This is a genomic window from Plantibacter sp. PA-3-X8 (genome assembly GCF_003856975.1).
GTDB lineage: Bacteria > Actinomycetota > Actinomycetes > Actinomycetales > Microbacteriaceae > Plantibacter > Plantibacter auratus.
Map to the genome: position 1 here is coordinate 1,340,273 of NZ_CP033107.1, position 15,935 is coordinate 1,356,207.

13 protein-coding genes and 1 tRNA gene are annotated in these 15,935 nt (G+C 69.2%); 9 read left to right on the forward strand and 5 right to left on the reverse strand.

Features of this window, described 5'->3' with window-relative positions:
* Window positions 1–2 precede the first annotated feature (2 nt).
* The 5 genes from EAO79_RS06460 to EAO79_RS06480 all read left to right on the forward strand — a co-directional run bounded on the left by EAO79_RS06460 (window position 3) and on the right by EAO79_RS06480 (window position 6,157).
* Window positions 3–1,001: an ROK family protein gene (locus EAO79_RS06460; protein ID WP_124768431.1), complete on the forward strand. Its 999-nt coding sequence runs from the start codon at window positions 3–5 to the stop codon at window positions 999–1,001.
* Window positions 998–3,739, forward strand: a complete 2,742-nt coding sequence (locus EAO79_RS06465) for a CIA30 family protein (protein ID WP_124768432.1) — start codon at window positions 998–1,000, stop codon at window positions 3,737–3,739. The genes EAO79_RS06460 and EAO79_RS06465 overlap by 4 nt, the downstream gene beginning before the upstream one ends.
* Complete coding sequence (gene manA, locus EAO79_RS06470; RefSeq protein WP_206428295.1) at window positions 3,739–4,944, forward strand: mannose-6-phosphate isomerase, class I; 1,206 nt, start codon at window positions 3,739–3,741, stop codon at window positions 4,942–4,944. Before EAO79_RS06465 ends, manA begins: the two co-directional genes overlap by 1 nt.
* A 206-nt stretch (window positions 4,945–5,150) precedes the next feature.
* Window positions 5,151–5,603 carry a VOC family protein gene (locus tag EAO79_RS06475; protein WP_124768433.1) on the forward strand — a complete coding sequence of 151 codons (453 nt, stop codon included), beginning with the start codon at window positions 5,151–5,153 and terminating at the stop codon, window positions 5,601–5,603.
* An 8-nt stretch (window positions 5,604–5,611) separates the two neighbouring features.
* Window positions 5,612–6,157, forward strand: coding sequence for a GNAT family N-acetyltransferase (locus EAO79_RS06480; RefSeq protein WP_124768434.1), 546 nt, complete (start codon window positions 5,612–5,614; stop codon window positions 6,155–6,157).
* On the opposite strand, the gene EAO79_RS06485 is transcribed toward EAO79_RS06480, so the two are convergent.
* Both EAO79_RS06485 and EAO79_RS06490 read right to left on the reverse strand, forming a co-directional pair.
* Window positions 6,119–6,583: an NUDIX hydrolase gene (locus EAO79_RS06485; protein ID WP_124768435.1), complete on the reverse strand. Its 465-nt coding sequence runs from the start codon at window positions 6,581–6,583 to the stop codon at window positions 6,119–6,121. The two genes, EAO79_RS06480 and EAO79_RS06485, sit on opposite strands and share 39 nt — an antisense overlap.
* Window positions 6,584–6,618: 35 nt before the next feature.
* Window positions 6,619–6,692 (reverse strand) — tRNA-Gly (locus EAO79_RS06490).
* Window positions 6,693–7,103: 411 nt separating this feature from the next.
* On the opposite strand from EAO79_RS06490, the gene EAO79_RS06500 reads away from it, so the two are divergent.
* Window positions 7,104–8,192, forward strand: coding sequence for an alpha/beta fold hydrolase (locus EAO79_RS06500; protein ID WP_124768437.1), 1,089 nt, complete (start codon window positions 7,104–7,106; stop codon window positions 8,190–8,192).
* A gap of 383 nt (window positions 8,193–8,575) precedes the next feature.
* Here EAO79_RS06500 and EAO79_RS06505 read toward each other — a convergent pair whose 3' ends face one another.
* The 3 genes from EAO79_RS06505 to EAO79_RS06515 form a co-directional block, all read right to left on the reverse strand.
* On the reverse strand, window positions 8,576–9,946 hold the full coding sequence (locus EAO79_RS06505) for an LLM class flavin-dependent oxidoreductase (protein WP_124768438.1): 1,371 nt from the start codon (window positions 9,944–9,946) through the stop codon (window positions 8,576–8,578).
* 83 nt (window positions 9,947–10,029) lie between these two features.
* Window positions 10,030–11,454 (reverse strand): APC family permease, encoded by a 1,425-nt coding sequence (locus EAO79_RS06510; RefSeq protein WP_124770090.1) that lies wholly within the window; start codon window positions 11,452–11,454, stop codon window positions 10,030–10,032.
* An 88-nt stretch (window positions 11,455–11,542) separates the two neighbouring features.
* Window positions 11,543–12,580: a LacI family DNA-binding transcriptional regulator gene (locus EAO79_RS06515; protein WP_241161007.1), complete on the reverse strand. Its 1,038-nt coding sequence runs from the start codon at window positions 12,578–12,580 to the stop codon at window positions 11,543–11,545.
* 164 nt (window positions 12,581–12,744) lie between these two features.
* Between EAO79_RS06515 and EAO79_RS06520 the strand changes: the two genes are divergently transcribed.
* The 3 genes from EAO79_RS06520 to EAO79_RS06530 all read left to right on the forward strand — a co-directional run bounded on the left by EAO79_RS06520 (window position 12,745) and on the right by EAO79_RS06530 (window position 15,919).
* Window positions 12,745–14,046, forward strand: coding sequence for an ABC transporter substrate-binding protein (locus tag EAO79_RS06520; protein WP_124768439.1), 1,302 nt, complete (start codon window positions 12,745–12,747; stop codon window positions 14,044–14,046).
* Between the two features lie 69 nt (window positions 14,047–14,115).
* A complete protein-coding gene (locus tag EAO79_RS06525) occupies window positions 14,116–15,000 on the forward strand; it encodes a carbohydrate ABC transporter permease (protein WP_124768440.1) in 885 nt (294 codons plus the stop codon).
* A 4-nt stretch (window positions 15,001–15,004) separates the two neighbouring features.
* On the forward strand, window positions 15,005–15,919 hold the full coding sequence (locus EAO79_RS06530; RefSeq protein ID WP_124768441.1) for a carbohydrate ABC transporter permease: 915 nt from the start codon (window positions 15,005–15,007) through the stop codon (window positions 15,917–15,919).
* Window positions 15,920–15,935 lie beyond the last annotated feature (16 nt).

A 15,935-nucleotide genomic window follows, 5' to 3' on the forward strand; every position in this document is an offset into this window, starting at 1 on the left:
ACATGACCGCGGAGCGGGATCCGTCGGGGTCGGTCGCGCTCGCGGTCGACCTCGGCGGCACCAAAGTGGAGGCCGCGCTCGTCACGGCCGAGGGCGTCGTGGTCGACGGCAGCGCGCATCGGGCGCCGACGGGGCCCGATGCAGGGCGCCGTGCACTGGAAGACGCCGTCGACCGAGTGGTCCTCGCCTCGATCGCGCACCTGCCGGACGGTTCCGCGCTCGTCGGCGTCGGCATCGGTTCGGCGGGTCCCGTCGACCTCGGCCGCGGCACCGTGAGCCCGAAGAACCTCCCGCGACTGCACGGCTTCGACCTCCGGACACACATCGCGCGGCTGTTACCGGACGCCCCGGTGGTGGTCCGTCTCGACGGGACCTGCATCGCGCTCGCGGAGCACTGGCTTGGAGCGACCCGCGGCACCGAGAACTCGATGGCGATGATCGTCTCGACCGGTGTCGGCGGCGGGATCATCCTGCACGGGCGGTTGATCGCCGGCCGGAGCGGCAACGCCGGCCACATCGGTCAGGTGCAGATCGCCTCGCGCGTACCTGGAGAGTCCGCCGACGACGCGACGCTCGAGCGCATCGCCTCCGGACCACGGAGCGTCGCCTGGGCGCGGGCCCACGGCTGGGACGGCCGCACCGGCGAGGAGCTCGCCGTCGACGCCTCGGCGGGGGATCCCGTCGCGCGGTCCGCTGTCGTCCGTTCGGCCACCGCGGTCGGACAGGCGATCGCGAGTGCCGCGACCCTGCTCGACCTGGAGGCGGTCGCCGTCGGCGGCGGGTTCACCGCCGTCAGCACCGACTATCTCGACCTCGTCCGTGCCGCGGTGCAGGACGCCATCGTCCTCGACTACGCGGCCGGCGTCGTCGTGACCGGTTCCGCTCTCGACGGCGCGGGTCCGATCCTCGGCGCCGCAGCACTCATCCACCGACCGGAGGCACTCGGCCTCCCACCGCTCGACCCGATGCACCATCCCAGACGAAGGAGCCTGGCACGATGAATCGCACCCCCGACCCCCGCCCATCGCACCGCGACACGAGCGGCCGCCTCGCCGCCGGCATGCTCGCGGCGGCCGTCACCGCCGCACTGCTCCCGGCGCTCGCGGCGCCGGCAGCTGCCGCCCCGGCCGACTGGACCTCGCGCAACACCTCGTTCGTCGAGCGTGACGGCTCCCGCCTCGTGCTCGACGGCGAGACCTTCCGCTTCAGCGGTCCGAACATCTACTGGCTCGGTCTGGACGAGAACGTGGGCGGGGTCGACTACCCGACTGCGTTCCGCATCGCTGACACCCTCGATGCGGCGGCCAGGATGGGTTCGACCGTCGTGCGGACGCACATGATGACCTCGACGGGCCAGGACGGTGCGAACCCCCTGGCGATCATGCCGGCCCTCGGGCAGATGAACGACGAGGCGTTCGCGACGATCGACTTCGCCGTCGCGTACGCCGGCAAGCTCGGCATCCGGCTGGTGCTCCCGCTCACCGACGAGTGGGAGTACTACCACGGCGGGCATCGCGACTTCACGACCCCGTACGGGCTGACGTCGGCCGACTTCTACACCGACGAGCGGCCGATCGCCGCCTACCAGGCCTACGTCGACGCGATCCTGCAGCGGACGAACGCGCTGACCGGCGTCCCGTACATCGAGGACCCGACGATCATGGCGTGGGAGCTCGGGAACGAGTTGGAGGGGATGACCGCAACGTGGATCGACCGGCAGGTCGCGTTCATCAAGGAACGCGCCCCACAGCAGCTCGTCGCGGCCGGTCGGCGATTCGACATCGACCCGGACACGCTCTCCGCGCCGGAACTCGACATCGTCGATGTGCACTACTACCCGCCCACCGCCGCACGCGTGTCCGCGGACGCGGCCACGGTCACCGCCGCGGGCAAGGTCTACCTGGCCGGCGAGTACGCCTCCACTGCTGCGAGCCCGGCGTTGCTCGAACCGCTCGTCGCCGACCCGAACGTGACCGGCATGCTGTTCTGGTCGCTGTTCGGCAACAGCGACCGTGGTGGGCTCGTCCCGCACGACGACGGGTTCACGATCCATGCACCCGGTGCGACCGATGCCGAGCGCGCCCGGGTCTCCGCGATCACCGCCTATGCCGCTGCGATCGGTGCCGTGCCGGCTGCTCCCGCCGTCGGGACACCGCTCATCACAGCGGTCGACCGCGCGGACGGCATCAACACCGTCCGATGGCGCGGGGCCGGCGGCGCGGTCTCGTACCGGCTCGAACGCTCGCTCGACGGGATCTCGTGGACCGCGGTCGACACCGGCGCGCTCCGGGCCGATGCCGGGTCCGCGACGGACTTCGCCTCGCCGACGGGAGCGGTCTACCGCGTCGTCGCGATCGACGGGGCCGGGGCCGACGCGGCGCTGTCGGACCCGGTCACGACCGAGACCGACACCCGCGTGCTCGTCGACCCGCTCGAGTCCTGGCTGCTCACCGAGGCGCACGACGGTGCGACGATCGTTCCACGCGCAGATGGGACGAGCGTGGTCGCCGCCTCCGATGGAGCCAGCGTCACCTGGAAGCAGGACCGACTCTCGGCGGCGTCGTTCATCGTCTCCGGATCGGTCGTGGTCGAGTCCAGCGCTGACGGTTCAGCCTGGGTGACCGCCGCGGCCGAGGTCGGACCCGGCGGCACGGTGATCGCTCGCGATCTGGCGGGGCCGTACCTCCGGGTGACCCTCGCCGCCGACGCGACCGTGTCGCGGGCCACCATCTGGTCGGCGGTGGACGCTCCGAGCGGGCCGCCGGCGGCGTTCGCATCCGTCTCACCGGCGCCCGGCACCGTCGATGTGACCGCGACGCCGACCTTCACCTGGGAGTCGGCGGCCGGTGCGGCCTACTACCGCTTCACGCTCGCCGCGCAGGCCGACCTCGGAAACCCGGTCGTCGTCGTCGACGGTGTCGGAACCCCCTCGGTCACCCCGACGGTCTCCCTCATGCCGGGACAGCGGTACTGGTGGTCGGTCACCGCGGTCAACGGAGCCGGGACGACCGCAGCGAGCACGGGAGCGGCGGACTTCCTCATGAAGGCGCTGCCGAGCGAACCGCTCGTCGTCGAGGACTTCGAGTCGTACGCCGATGACGCCGCCCTGCAGGCCGCCTACGTGCGGAACAGCGGGGGCGGCGCCGTGACACCGACGCTCACGCCGAACCCCGACACCGGCACGAACGCGATGTCGGCCGCGTACGACCTCGCCGGTCCCGGCTATGCCGGCGTCGTCCGCACCTTCCAGACACCGCAGGACTGGTGGGGCTACACCGGGCTCCAGCTCTGGGTGCAGGGGACACCGGGCGACGACGTCACCGTCCAGTTCGTGACGCGTGGGACGTACTGGGAGACGGTCGCGCCCATCGAGGGCGAGGGTTGGCAGCTGATCGAGATCCCGTTCTCGGCCTTCGCCCCACCGGCCTGGGCCGGCGAGGCGGCGTTCGACCCGACCTCCGTCACCCAGATCGGGTTCTACCTCGGTGGTGAAGGATCCGGCACCCTGCTGGTCGACGACGTCGTCACGACGGTCGCGGCGGTGGAGCCGGAGCCGGAACCGGGCACGGGACAGCCGGGCACGGGACAGCCTGGAGGGTCGGGCGGCACCGACCCGGTGGCGCCGACGGGCGACCTCGCCCGCACCGGCCTGGACGCCACGCCCTGGATCGTCGGCGCGTTCGCGCTGCTCGCGATGGGTGGTCTGCTGCTGGTCCGCGGTCGACGGCGGGCTCTCTGATGGCGCTGCACCGCATCACCAGCGACCCCAAGCGGTACGCCTGGGGGTCGACGACGGCCATCCCGGAGCTGCTGGGGGTACCCGCCGACGGTTCGCCCCAGGCGGAGCTCTGGCTCGGGGCACACCCTGGCAGCGTGACCGAGTTCGTCGAGCCGGGTCACGGTCGTCCCGACAGCCTCAACGACTGGATCGCGTCGGACCCCGACGCGGCTCTCGGTGGGCGCCCCAGGATGCCGTTCCTGGTGAAGCTGTTAGCCGCCGCGAGGCCGCTCTCCCTCCAGGTCCACCCCACGCCCGACCGGGCCAGGGCGGGGTTCGCGGACGAGGACCGCCGCGGCGTGTCACTGGACGCACCGCATCGGAACTACAAGGACGCCTGGCACAAGCCGGAGATCATCGTCGCCCTGCAGGACGGCTTCCGCGCCCTCTGCGGATTCCGGGCGGTCGAGGAGTCGCGCGCATTCCTCATGCACCTGTCCGCCTACGTCGAGGGGCGTGACCGGATGGTGCTCGAGGCGTTCGAGGCGGAGCTCCGTGACGCCGGTCTGGAACCGACGGTGCGAGCGGTGCTCGAACGACGGACGCCCGGCGTGGTCGCTGCCCTGGTGACGGCCGCCGGTGTCGGCACCGACAGCGGAGCGGTCCCGGACGCCGACGGTCGATCGCGCTGGTCGGCCGAGCGCGAGCTCATCCTGCAGCTCGCCGAAGAGTACCCGGGGGACCCCGGCATCGTCGTCGCGGCGCTCCTCAACCTCGGGACGTTGCGGGAGGGTGAGGCGTTGTTCCTGCCCGCGGGGAACATCCACGCCTACCTCTCCGGCTTCGGGGTCGAGGTCATGGCCTCGAGTGACAATGTGCTCCGCGGCGGACTGACGCCGAAACACGTCGACGTTCCGGAGCTTCTCGCGGTTCTCGATTTCGAACCATCGCCGGTCCCGTTCGTCGAGCCGATCGTGCGAACCGGCGGTGGGGTCATGTACCCGGTGCCGGTCGACGACTTCCGGCTCGTCCGGATCGGTCCCGGGACGGCGACCGACCTTGCTCGCGGCCAGGCGGCGGTGATCCTCGTGACCGGCGGTACGGCGCGGGTGGAACAGGGTGCGGACACCGTCGTGCTCGAGCGCGGGACAGCGGTGTTCGTCTCTCCGGGGCCGGAGCCGGTGACGGTGTCCACGGACGGTAGGGTCTTCGTCGCCACCGGCTGACCGGCTGACCGGCCGACACTGTCGGTGGCTGCTGTCCACCACATGGAGGCGTGAATCCGTGCGCGGACGTTCGGTCGTGACGACAGGCGTGCGCTGCTCGAGCCGCTTCGCGTCGGATGACTCTTGACGTCATCGGCCATCCTCGTCATCATTCAACAACGATCGACGGCAACGGGCCGCCGGCACCCTCGAGAGAGACGGCCCCGATGCCCACCATGATCTTCATCAACCTGCCCGTCAACGACCTGGCGCGGTCACGCGTGTTCTTCGAAGCACTCGGGTACTCGATCAACGAGGGTTTCAGCGACGAGAACGCGACCAGCGTGGTCATCAGCGACACGATCACGGCGATGCTGCTCACGCGGGAGTTCTTCGCGGAGTTCACGAGCAAGTCGATCATCGACGCCACCACCTCCACCGAGGTGCAGCTCGCGCTCAGCGCTGAGAGCAAGGGCGACGTCGACTCGATCGTCGAGAAGGCCATCGCGAGCGGGGCTACACCTGCCGGCGAACAGGACCATGGCTTCATGTACTCGAAGAGCTTCGACGACCTCGACGGCCACCACTGGGACTTCGTCTGGATGGACCCGGAGGCGGCCGCCGGCGGCGCGCCGGAGATGACCGTGGAGGAGATGCGGGCGAACACGACGCACAGCTGAGCGCGGCGATGGACGAGTTGAAGGTCCGTCGGGCCGTTCCGGCGGACGCAGGCGCAGTGCTGGCGCTCTTCGATGCAGCAATCGCGTGGTTCGTGCGGACCGGCAACACACGGCAGTGGGGTACCGAGCCTGCATCTGGGCAGGAGCGCTGGATCACGCGTGTCGAGCAGTGGTGTGCCTCATCCGATGCCTGGGTCGCCGAGCATCCCGCGGTCGGCGTCTGCGGAGCGCTCGTGCTGGGCGAGGCGCTCGAGTACGTGCCGGCCGCCACCGAGCCGGAGGTCTGCGTCCGCGTGTTGATCGGCTCGCGCGATCCACGCGTGAAAGGCACCGGTCGCCGCTTGCTGGCATTCGCCGAGGAGCGCGCGCGGGCTGCCGGGGTCGGTCGCATGCGGGTCGACTGCTACGCGGGTGGCTCGGGAGATCTCGTCCGCTTCTACGAGGCCGCCGGCTACGAGCGTGACGTGACGTTCATGGTCGGCGACGGGGCTGACGCATGGCCGGGCCAGGTGTTGTCACGGCGAGTCGATGTGGCGAACGGCCTGGTGCGATGAGGTGATGAGCGCCGGGTAACGGAGGAGGCGTGTGACACCTGCCGGGTAGAAGGGGTGATCGGTCTCGCTGATCGACACCCACCGAACCGGACTTCCCTCGTCCAGGACGTGGAGGCGGGCGTCGAGCGGTATGGCATCGATCTCGGCGGACTCGACGGCGAAGATATGGGCGATCTCATGGCCCGGCTCACCTTCGTATTCGAAGATGTTCTCCGCGACGTCGAGGAGGGTGACGGGGCCCAGCGTGACGCCGAGCTCCTCGACGAACTCGCGGCGCAGAGCGGCTTCCGCGGTTTCGCCGAACTCGATGCCGCCCCCGATCGCGCGATGGAAGGCCTGGTCCTTCACGGTGTCCACGCCGTTCAAGACGAGTACGTGACCGTCTCGGATGGGAAGGCCGACGGAGATGTTCCGAATCGAGGGCATGTCGTCGACTCTAGGGCGACCGCTGACCTGGTGTTTGGAGCGGATGACGGGAATCGAACCCGCGCTATCAGCTTGGGAAGCTGAAGTTCTACCATTGAACTACATCCGCGTGGCGCCGGAGCGTCCTGAGTAATCGTACATGACCCGGCGGGCCTCCGTTCGGACCCGGCGCGGAGGCCTCCGGTCGGACCCGGCGTGCGCCCCTTGTTCGGTCCCGGCGTGCGGCCCTTGTTCGGTCCCTGAGCTTGTCGAAGGGCGAGGTGTGGTCGTGTGCCCTTCGACAAGCTCAGGGACCGGGGTGGGCTCAGGGATCGGGGCTGGGCTCAGGGACCGGGGGCTGGGCTCAGGGATCGGGGCTGGGCTCAGGGACCGGGGCTGGTGCTGGCTCAGGGACCGGGGGATCGGTGACGAGGGTCGGCTCAGGGACCGGGATCGGTGACAAGGGTCGGCTCGGTGTGTCGGGTGCCCGGAGCTAGGCTGGTTCACCGTTCCCCGAGCGGGACGGGATCGAGGGTGTGACGTGAAGCGCAGCGCGGGTATCGTCGTGGCCGGCCTTGCCACCGTTGCGGTCGCGGGATTCGGGGTCGCGAGTGCCATGGTCGCCCGGCGCGTCATCGGAGCAGGACGCGTGCACTACAGCGACGTGCTGCCGACCTCGTCGCCGATGACCGTGCGGCTCGAACGGAACGCTGCCACCGCGCTGCCGGGACGATACGGGCTCGAGTTCGACGACGGCTCACGGGTCATCGTCGGACCAGTGATCGGCCGCGAGACGACGGACGGTTCGGTGATGCGGAGTGTGGTCAGCGGCCGCGTTCCCGCAGGGGCGACCCGTGCGCGGTTCACCGGCGCGGCCGTGACACCCGCGGAACTCGGGGTGGACGAGGAGCGCGTGCCGAGGACGCGGTCAGGGGCGTGGCGATTCGACGGCGATGACAGCGAGGCCCGCGACGGCACCTGGGTCGTGCACACCCACGGACTCGGGGCCTCGCCGCTCGCGACTCTCCGCTCCGTGCAGGCCGTGCAGCGCGCGGGACTGCCGTCGCTCGTCACCTGCCTCGGGTCCGCGTTCGACGAGCGTCGCTCCGGGGCTGACGCCACGGACGTCGACCGCGTCATCGCTGCCATCGACGACGCCGTGGCGCTCGGTGCGCGACGGGTCATCGTCTGCGGGTGGTCCTACGGCGCCGCACTGAGCCTCGCAGCGGCACGCGAGCGACCCGATGTGGTGCAGGGCGCGATCCTCATCTCGCCGATGCTCGGCCTCAGCGAGACGGTGCTGCACGCTGCCGCGGTCGCCGGGGTGCCGCGGGTGCTCGTGCACTCGGCGCTCGCCGTGCTCTCGACGCCGGTGCTGGCGCGAGCGGCCGGCGTGCGTGGCGCGGTTCCTGTCCGTGCGTTGTCCGCCGGGCCGATCGACGGCCTGCCGACGCTCGCGATCCACTCACCCGGTGACACGACGATCCCCGTGGAGCTCACGCGGGACGTCGCTCGCCGCGTACCCTCGTTCGAGCTCGTCGAGGTCGACGCGGCACCCCACGGGCTGGAGTGGAACGTCGCGTCGGAAGCGTTCGAAGCGGCCGTGAGGGAGTGGCTCGGAGTGCGCTGATCGGGCGCTCCTCGGTCCTGAGCTTGTCGAAGGGCGGGGTGTACTCGTGCTGCCCTTCGACAAGCTCCGGGACCGAGGTGGCTGGGGGCCGGGTCGCGGTCGGTTGGGTGCGTTGTGCCCTTCGACGGGCTCAGGGAGCGAGGGGGCTGGGGGAGCGGGTCGCTGTCAGTTGGGTGCGTGGTGCCCTTCGACAGGCTCAGGGACCGGGGTGGTTGGGGGAGCGAGTCGCAGTCGGTTGGGTGGGTGGTGCCCTTCGACAAGCTCAGGGACCGAGGTGGTTGGGGCTCCGGGACCGACGCCCTTCGACAGGCTCAGGGGCCGGTGCCTTCGACAGGCTCAGGGACCGGTGCCCTCGACAGGCTCAGAGGCCGGCGGGGCCGGACCTACTTCGCGTAGCGGTAGCGGGCCCCGGTGTGCTCCTCGGGAAGACGGTCGCCACGACCGTGGAGCTTGTGGCGGAGGCTGCCCTCGACGTACTCCTCGGGGTAGGCGCCACGACGACGCAGCTCGGGGATGACGAACTCGACGATGTCCTCGAAGGTGCCCGGCGTGATCGCGTAGGCGAGGTTGAAGCCGTCGACGTCGGTCTCCTCCACCCACTCCTGCAGGGTGTCGGCGATCTCCGACGCACTCCCGACGATCCGCGGACCGAGACCACCGATCGCGCCCATGCGCGCGATGTCCTTCACCTTGAACTCGCCGCCCTCCTCGTTGGCCGCCTGGTAGTTGGCGACCGCCGACTGGATGGCGTTGCTCTTGACGTTGCCGATCGGCTCCTCCGGGTCGTATTGCGACAGGTCGATGCCCATCCAGCCCGACATGAACACGAGCGCACCCTCCTGCGACGCGTACTGCAGGTAGTCCTCGTGCTTCGCCTGGGCCTTTTCGCTCGTCTCGTCGGTGATGATCGTGAGCAGCGTGTAGATCTTCGCCGAGTACCGGTCGCGACCGGCGGCTTCGAGAGCATCGCGGATGCGTCCGACCGTCGCCTTCAGGCCGGCCTTCGTCGACGCACCGACGAAGATCGCCTCCGCGTTGCCCGCGGCGAACTGGATGCCGCGCGGCGACGCACCGGCCTGGTAGATCACCGGCGTGCGCTGCGTGGACGGCTCGGACAGGTGGATGCCGGGCACCGTGTAGTGCTTGCCGAAGTGCCCGATCTCGTGGACCTTCGTCGGGTCGGTGAACACGCCCGTCTCGCGGTCGCGCACGACGGCGTCGTCCTCCCACGAGCCCTCCCACAGCTTGTAGAGGACCTCGAGGTACTCGTCGGCGACGTCGTACCGCTCATCGTGCTCGAGCTGGTCGTCGTGCCCCATGTTGCGCGCCGCACTCGGCAGGTAGCCGGTGACGACGTTCCAGCCGACCCGCCCCTTGGTCAGGTGGTCGAGCGTCGACATGCGCCGCGCGAACGGGTACGGGTGCTCGTACGCGGTGCCGGCCGTGACGCCGAAGCCGAGGTGCTTCGTCACCGCTGCCATCGCCGAGACGAGCAGGATCGGGTCGTTCACGGGCACCTGCGCGCCGTTGCGGATCGCGGCCTCGTTGCTGTCGCCGTAGACGTCGTACGTGCCGAGGACGTCGGCGATGAAGATGCCGTCGAAGTTGCCGCGCTCGAGCAGCTGCGCCAGGTCCGTCCAGTAGGAGAGGTCCTTGTAGGTGCTCGAGCGGTCGTCGGGGTGACGCCACATGCCCGACGCCTGGTGGGCGACGCAGTTCATGTCGAAGGCGTTGAAGCGGATCTGTCGGGTCATACGCACGATCCTGCATCACGAGTCCCGGACGTCGCCTGGCAATCGGCCTCGCCCGTAACAGGGCGTCATCTGGGCGCAGCGCACTACCTGCGCGAGGTGTCCTCCGCGGCGATCGCCTCGGCGTACTCCGCGTCACTGAGGGCACCGACCGTCGAGTGCCGACGTCCGTATCCGAGGTAGAGCGCCGCGCCGACGAGCATCCAGATGAGGAACACGATCCAGGTCGTCCCGCCGAGCGACACCATCAACCCGAGGCACATGACGATGCCGAGCGCGGGGACCACCGGGAACAGCGGGACGGAGTAGCTGCGGTCGAGATCGGGACGCAGGCGACGCAGCAGGATGACCGAGAGGTTCACGAGGGCGAACGCGAACAGCGTGCCGATGCTCGTGGCGTCGGCGAGCTCGCCGAGCGGGATGAGGGCGGCGACCACGGCGACGACCGCACCGACGATGACGGTCCCGGCGACGGGTGTCCCGCTGCGGCGACCGACGCGCGAGAACACCCGCGGCACCATGCCGTCCTGCGCCATCCGGTACAGGATGCGCGTCTGGCCGTAGTAGACGGTGAGCACCACGCTCGCGATGGCGATCACCGCGCCGATGGAGAAGAACAGGGCGACGATCGGCTGTCCGGTGATCTCGGTGAGGATGCCGACGAACGCGGACTCGTCGTCGGCGAAGGCGGTCCACGGCCGGGCACCGATCGCGGCGATGGCGACGAGGATGTAGACGGCGGTGACGATGACCATCGACAGGATGATCGCGCGCGGCAGGTCGCGACGCGGGTTCGTCGCCTCATCGCCGGCGGTCGACGCCGCATCGAAGCCGATGTAGGAGAAGAACAGTCGGCTGGAGGCTGCCGCGATGCCGGCGACCCCCATGGGCGCGAGCGGTTCGAAGTTGCCGAGGGAGAACGCCGAGAACGCGATGACGACGAAGACGAGCAGCACGGCGAGCTTCACGAACACCATGATCGTGTTCGCCCAGGCGCTGTCCTTCGCGCCGCGGACGAGCAGCAGCATCGCGAGGAGGACGAGGGCCGCGGCCGGCAGGTTGATCAGTCCGTCGGCGACGCCGATCGGGTTCGCGAGTGCCGGCGGCAGCCCCAGACCGAACACCGCGAGCGCCTCGTTCACGTACTGCCCGGCACCAACGGCGACCGCGGCGACGGAGACGCCGTACTCGAGGACGAGGCACCACCCGCACACCCAGGCGACGCCCTCACCCATGGTCGCGTAGGCGTAGGAGTAGCTGGACCCGGAGACCGGCACCGAACCGGCCATCTCGGCGTAGGACAGGGCCGACAGGAGTGCTGCGAGCCCGGCGACCGCGAACGCGATCCACACGGCGGGCCCGGCGAGCGGGACGGCAGTGCCGAGGACGACGAAGATGCCGGTGCCGAGTGTCGCGCCGACGCTGATCATCGTGAGCTGCCAGACGCCGAGCGAACGGCGGAGCGACGTCCCCGAGTCGGCGGGATCCGTCCCGAGTCGGACGAGCGGCATGCGCCGGCGCAGCTGCGCGAGGAGCGGGAGTCGGCGATCAGTCACGGGTACCCATGGTAACCGTGAGGATCTGCGGAGCTTGCCGCGGTCACCGCACCGAGCTGCGCCGGACGACGAGTTCCGGTTTTAGGACGACCGTACGGTGCTCGTGCGTCGCCGGTTCGTCGACCTCCTCGGCGAGCAGTCCGGCTGCGATCACGCCCATCTCCCGACCGGGCTGCGCGATGGTCGTCACCGGGACGGCGCTCTCGGCGGCGTAGTGGTTGTCGTCGTACCCGGTGACGGCGATGTCGTCGGGGACGCTGACCCCGGCTGCGACGAGGTGCTCGATGCACCCGACGGCCAGTGAGTCCGCGGCGCAGACGACCGCGTCGGGGCGATCCGCAGCCGCGCGGTCGGCCAGCTGCTGACCGAGGATGCGGCCGACCCTGGTGGTGAGGCTGTGGGTCTCGGGGACCTCGAGCTCGACGCCGGCGTGCTCGGACACGGCCCGTCGCACGCCCGCGAGACGGTCGGCGACGGCATGCAGGTGAAGTGGCCCGCCGGCGTACAGCAGCCTGGTCCGTCCGAGGCCGATGAGGTGGCTCGCCGCCAGGTAGCCGCCGAACTCCTCGTCGACGATGACGCCGCAGGACTGCGCGGGATCGCCCGGCCAGTTCACGAACACCACCGGCCGGCCGTGGCTGCGCACGCGGGCAGCGCCGCGCTGTTCGCCGTCGAGTGGAGCGAGGATGATGCCGCGCACGCGGGTCTCGTCGAACAGGTCGAGGTAGTCGTTCTGGCGTTGGAGGTCGACGTCGCTGTTGGCGAGGAGCAGTTTCAGTCCGGCTTCCGCCGCAGCGGACTCGATCCCGCGCGCGATGTCGACGAAGAACGAGTTCCCGATGTCGACGAGCACGGCGCCGACGGTGTTGCCGGTGCCTTTCGCGAGCGTGCGGGCTGCGTCGTTGGGGACGAAGGCGAGGGCGTCGACCGCGGCGGCGACCTTCTCGCGCGTCGCGTCACTGAGCAGGTGGGGTCGGTTGAAGAAGTTCGACACCGTGCCGTGCGACACGCCCGCGCGCTCGGCGACGTCGCCCATCCGCGAGTCGCCCTGCTGCCCGCGCCGTGCTCTCGCTTCCGACATCTTCGCCCACCCTCGTCGTGATCCGCGTCGATCGGTGAATCGTTACCGATTCCACCTTGCGGATCGAGGCCAGTTTACCTAGTCTCATCACTTGACGCGCATCAATTGATGCGCGTCAACAACACACGGCACCGCTCGGGGCCTGCATTCAAGGAGGAATCGCAATGACACGACCCATGCGCCGGGAAGCCGTCCTGGCTCCGCTGGCCGCCAGCGCCGGAGCGCTCGCTCTCGTCCTCACCGGTTGCGGTGGCGGTGGTGGCTCGACCACGGCGTCCTCGTTCACCTACCTCATCAACTCCGAGAACACGATGATCCCGGGGCAGATCACGGCCCTCAGCGAGAACCAGTGCAAGGCCGAGAACACGGCCCTGCCGCTCAAGGTGGAGACGGTCCCGCAGACGAACCTCGACCAGAAGCTCCAGCTGCTCGCCGGGCAGAACTCCCTCCCCGTCATGTACGCGGCGGGTAACGCCCCCGATCTCACCAAAACGCTCGACGGCTCCGGCAACGTCGTCGACTTCGAGCAGGCCCTCACCGACCTCGACGCGCTCGACGACATCGAGCCCGCGGCGATCAGCACCATCAAGGCGCTCTACGGTGGCAAGTTCAACGTGCTGCCCTACCAGTACAACATCGAGGGGATCTGGTACAACAAGCAGATCTTCGCCGACGCCGGCGTCGAGATCCCGCAGACGTGGGACGAGCTCGTCACCGCTGCAGACACCATCTCGAAGACGGGCGTCACCCCGTTCTCCGCCTCCGGCGAGCAGGGCTGGCCGCTCACGCGTCTCGTCGGCGACTACCTCTTCCGCGACCTCGGCGCCGACGCGCTGCAGAAGGTGGCCGACGGCGACGCGAAGCTCACCGACCCCGAGTACGTCGAGGCGGCCGCTGCCGTCGCCGACCTCGGCGCGAAGGGCTACTTCGGGCAGGGCGTCGGATCGATCGACTACGACACCGCCGCGCAGCAGTTCCTCACCGGCAAGGCCGCGATGTTCTACATGGGCAGCTGGATCCTCGAGTCGATGAACGACGAGACGGCGAACCAGATCGGCATCGACAACGTCGGCTTCATGCCGTTCCCGGCCGTGGAGGGCGGCAAGGGCTCGATCGACGAGTACCCGGCGAACGTCGGCCTGCCGACGACCATGAACGCGAAGCTCTACGACGACAAGGTCGGCGACTGGCTCGGCTGCATCGCCGAGAACTACGGCAGCGCGGCGCTCCAGGACCAGGGCACCATCTCGGGGTTCAAGACGAACACCGAGGTGACCGGCGTCGCACCGCTCACGCAGGAGATCCAGACGACGATCTCCGAGTCGACGTCGAGCGTGCTCTGGTTCGAGGCGCTCTTCTCCACGAAGGCGACGACCACCAGCCAGACGAACGCCGCACAGCTCGTGACCGGGGCCATCAGCCCCGAGGAGTTCATGCAGCTCGTCCAGGCGGACCTCGACAACTGACCCGCGGCGGGCGGCGGTCTCGCGCCGTCGCCCGCCTCCCACCGCGGCTGCACACGGAAGTGACATGACATGAAACACGTACTCGGCGACAAGCGGGCGATCGCGATCCTGCTCGGTCCCGCCCTCCTCGTCTACACCCTGGTGATGCTCGTCCCGGTCATCTGGTCGCTCGGCTACACGGTCTTCGAAGGCAACACCATCACCGGCTTCACCTTCGTGGGCGTGGACAACTTCGTGCGCGCAGCCGGCGATCCGAAGGTCTGGGACGCGGTCCTCTTCACGGTCAAGTACGCGCTGGTCGTCACGATCGGGCAGGTGTTCATCGGGTACCTGATGTCGCTCCTGTACGTGTTCGTCCTGAAGCGTTCGTCCGGCATCATCCGCACGCTCGTGTTCTTCCCGGTCGTCCTGCCGACCGTCGCGGTCGCGCTCCTCTTCCAGAAGATGTTCGAAGTGGCACCCTCCACCGGCGTCGTCAACACGGTCATCACCAGCTTCGGCGGTGACTCCGTCGACTGGTTCGGCAGCGGCGCGAACGCGTTCCTCGTGATCGCGATCATGGACATCTGGCGCTCCATCGGCTTCTACGGCGTCCTGCTGTACGCGGGCATCGTCGAGATCCCCGAGGACACGCTGGAATCCGCCCGCCTCGACGGAGCGACCGGCTGGAGCCTCGTGCGCCACATCGTCATCCCGCTGTCACTCCCCGTCCTGCTGTCGGCGATCATCTTCAGCATCAACGGAACGCTCAAGGTCTTCGACTCGATCATCGCGCTCACGAACGGCGGGCCGGGCAACGCGACGAGCCCCCTGACGCTCTACATGTTCCAGACGTCGTTCTCCTACGGCGAGTACGGCTACGGCAGCACCATCGCCCTGCTGCTGACGATCATCTGCCTCGTCGTGACCGTGTTCATCTTCCGTTCCTCGCGTCGCGACCTCACGAAAGCCTGAGCCGATGACCTCCAGCACCCTGCCCGTCACCGCCGTTCCCACGAAGACCCCCGAGCGCCGACCGCGCGTCTCGCCCGGTGCCCGCCGCTTCCGCCGCGGGCTGGTCAAGCTGCCCCTGAACGTCCTCGTCGCGGTCATCCTCGTCATCACGATCTATCCGCTGTTCTGGCTGGTGATCAGCTCGTTCAAGACGAACGACGAGTTCATCAACGGCGACGCCTTCGCCCTGCCGTCCTCGATCGCCTGGGGCAACTACGTCGAAGCGTGGACCACCGGCAACATGGGCCAGTACCTCACGAACAGCGCGCTCGCGGTGTTCCCGGCGCTCGCGCTCATCATCATCCTCGGGACCGCCGCCGGCTTCGCTCTCGAGGTCATGGTGTGGAAGGGGAGGAACGGCGTCCTGCTGGCGTTCCTCGTCGGCATCATGGTGCCGGGGCAGATGATCCTGCTGCCGCTGTTCACCGTCTACTTCCAGACCGGGCTCTCCGGCACGCTCTGGCCGCTCATCATCACCTACACCGCGATCGGCCTCCCGCTCACGGTGTTCATGATGGCGACCTTCTTCCGGGCGATCCCGCGCGAGGTCTTCGAAGCGTCGACCCTCGACGGCGCGAGCATCATCCGCTCGTTCTTCGTCATCGGGTTCCCGATGGTCCGGAACGGGATCTTCACGATCGCCCTCGTGCAGTTCTTCTTCATCTGGAACGACCTGCTCATCGCGCTGACCTTCACGAACAGCTCCGACCTCCGCACGATCCAGGTCGGGCTGCTCAACTTCACCGGCGAGTTCGGGGCCACGCAGTACGGCCCGCTGTTCGCAGCCATCTGCATCAACGTGTTCGGCACCCTCGTGCTCTACCTCGTGCTGAACCAGCGGGTGATGAAGGGGCTTACGGCGGGCTCCGTCAAGGGCTGATCCCTCAGTCGCCGCC

Excerpts from the sequence above, each read along its gene's own strand:
- EAO79_RS06475 (WP_124768433.1), top strand. The coding sequence starts at position 5,151 with ATGCCCACCATGATCTTCATCAACCTGCCCGTCAACGACCTGGCGCGG.
- EAO79_RS06530 (WP_124768441.1), top strand. The coding sequence starts at position 15,005 with ATGACCTCCAGCACCCTGCCCGTCACCGCCGTTCCCACGAAGACCCCC.
- EAO79_RS06510 (WP_124770090.1), bottom strand. The coding sequence starts at position 11,454 with ATGCCGCTCGTCCGACTCGGGACGGATCCCGCCGACTCGGGGACGTCG.
- EAO79_RS06520 (WP_124768439.1), top strand. The coding sequence starts at position 12,745 with ATGACACGACCCATGCGCCGGGAAGCCGTCCTGGCTCCGCTGGCCGCC.
- EAO79_RS06460 (WP_124768431.1), top strand. The coding sequence starts at position 3 with ATGACCGCGGAGCGGGATCCGTCGGGGTCGGTCGCGCTCGCGGTCGAC.
- EAO79_RS06465 (WP_124768432.1), top strand. The coding sequence starts at position 998 with ATGAATCGCACCCCCGACCCCCGCCCATCGCACCGCGACACGAGCGGC.
- EAO79_RS06485 (WP_124768435.1), bottom strand. The coding sequence starts at position 6,583 with ATGCCCTCGATTCGGAACATCTCCGTCGGCCTTCCCATCCGAGACGGT.
- EAO79_RS06505 (WP_124768438.1), bottom strand. The coding sequence starts at position 9,946 with ATGACCCGACAGATCCGCTTCAACGCCTTCGACATGAACTGCGTCGCC.
- EAO79_RS06515 (WP_241161007.1), bottom strand. The coding sequence starts at position 12,580 with ATGTCGGAAGCGAGAGCACGGCGCGGGCAGCAGGGCGACTCGCGGATG.
- manA (WP_206428295.1), top strand. The coding sequence starts at position 3,739 with ATGGCGCTGCACCGCATCACCAGCGACCCCAAGCGGTACGCCTGGGGG.
- EAO79_RS06480 (WP_124768434.1), top strand. The coding sequence starts at position 5,612 with ATGGACGAGTTGAAGGTCCGTCGGGCCGTTCCGGCGGACGCAGGCGCA.
- EAO79_RS06525 (WP_124768440.1), top strand. The coding sequence starts at position 14,116 with ATGAAACACGTACTCGGCGACAAGCGGGCGATCGCGATCCTGCTCGGT.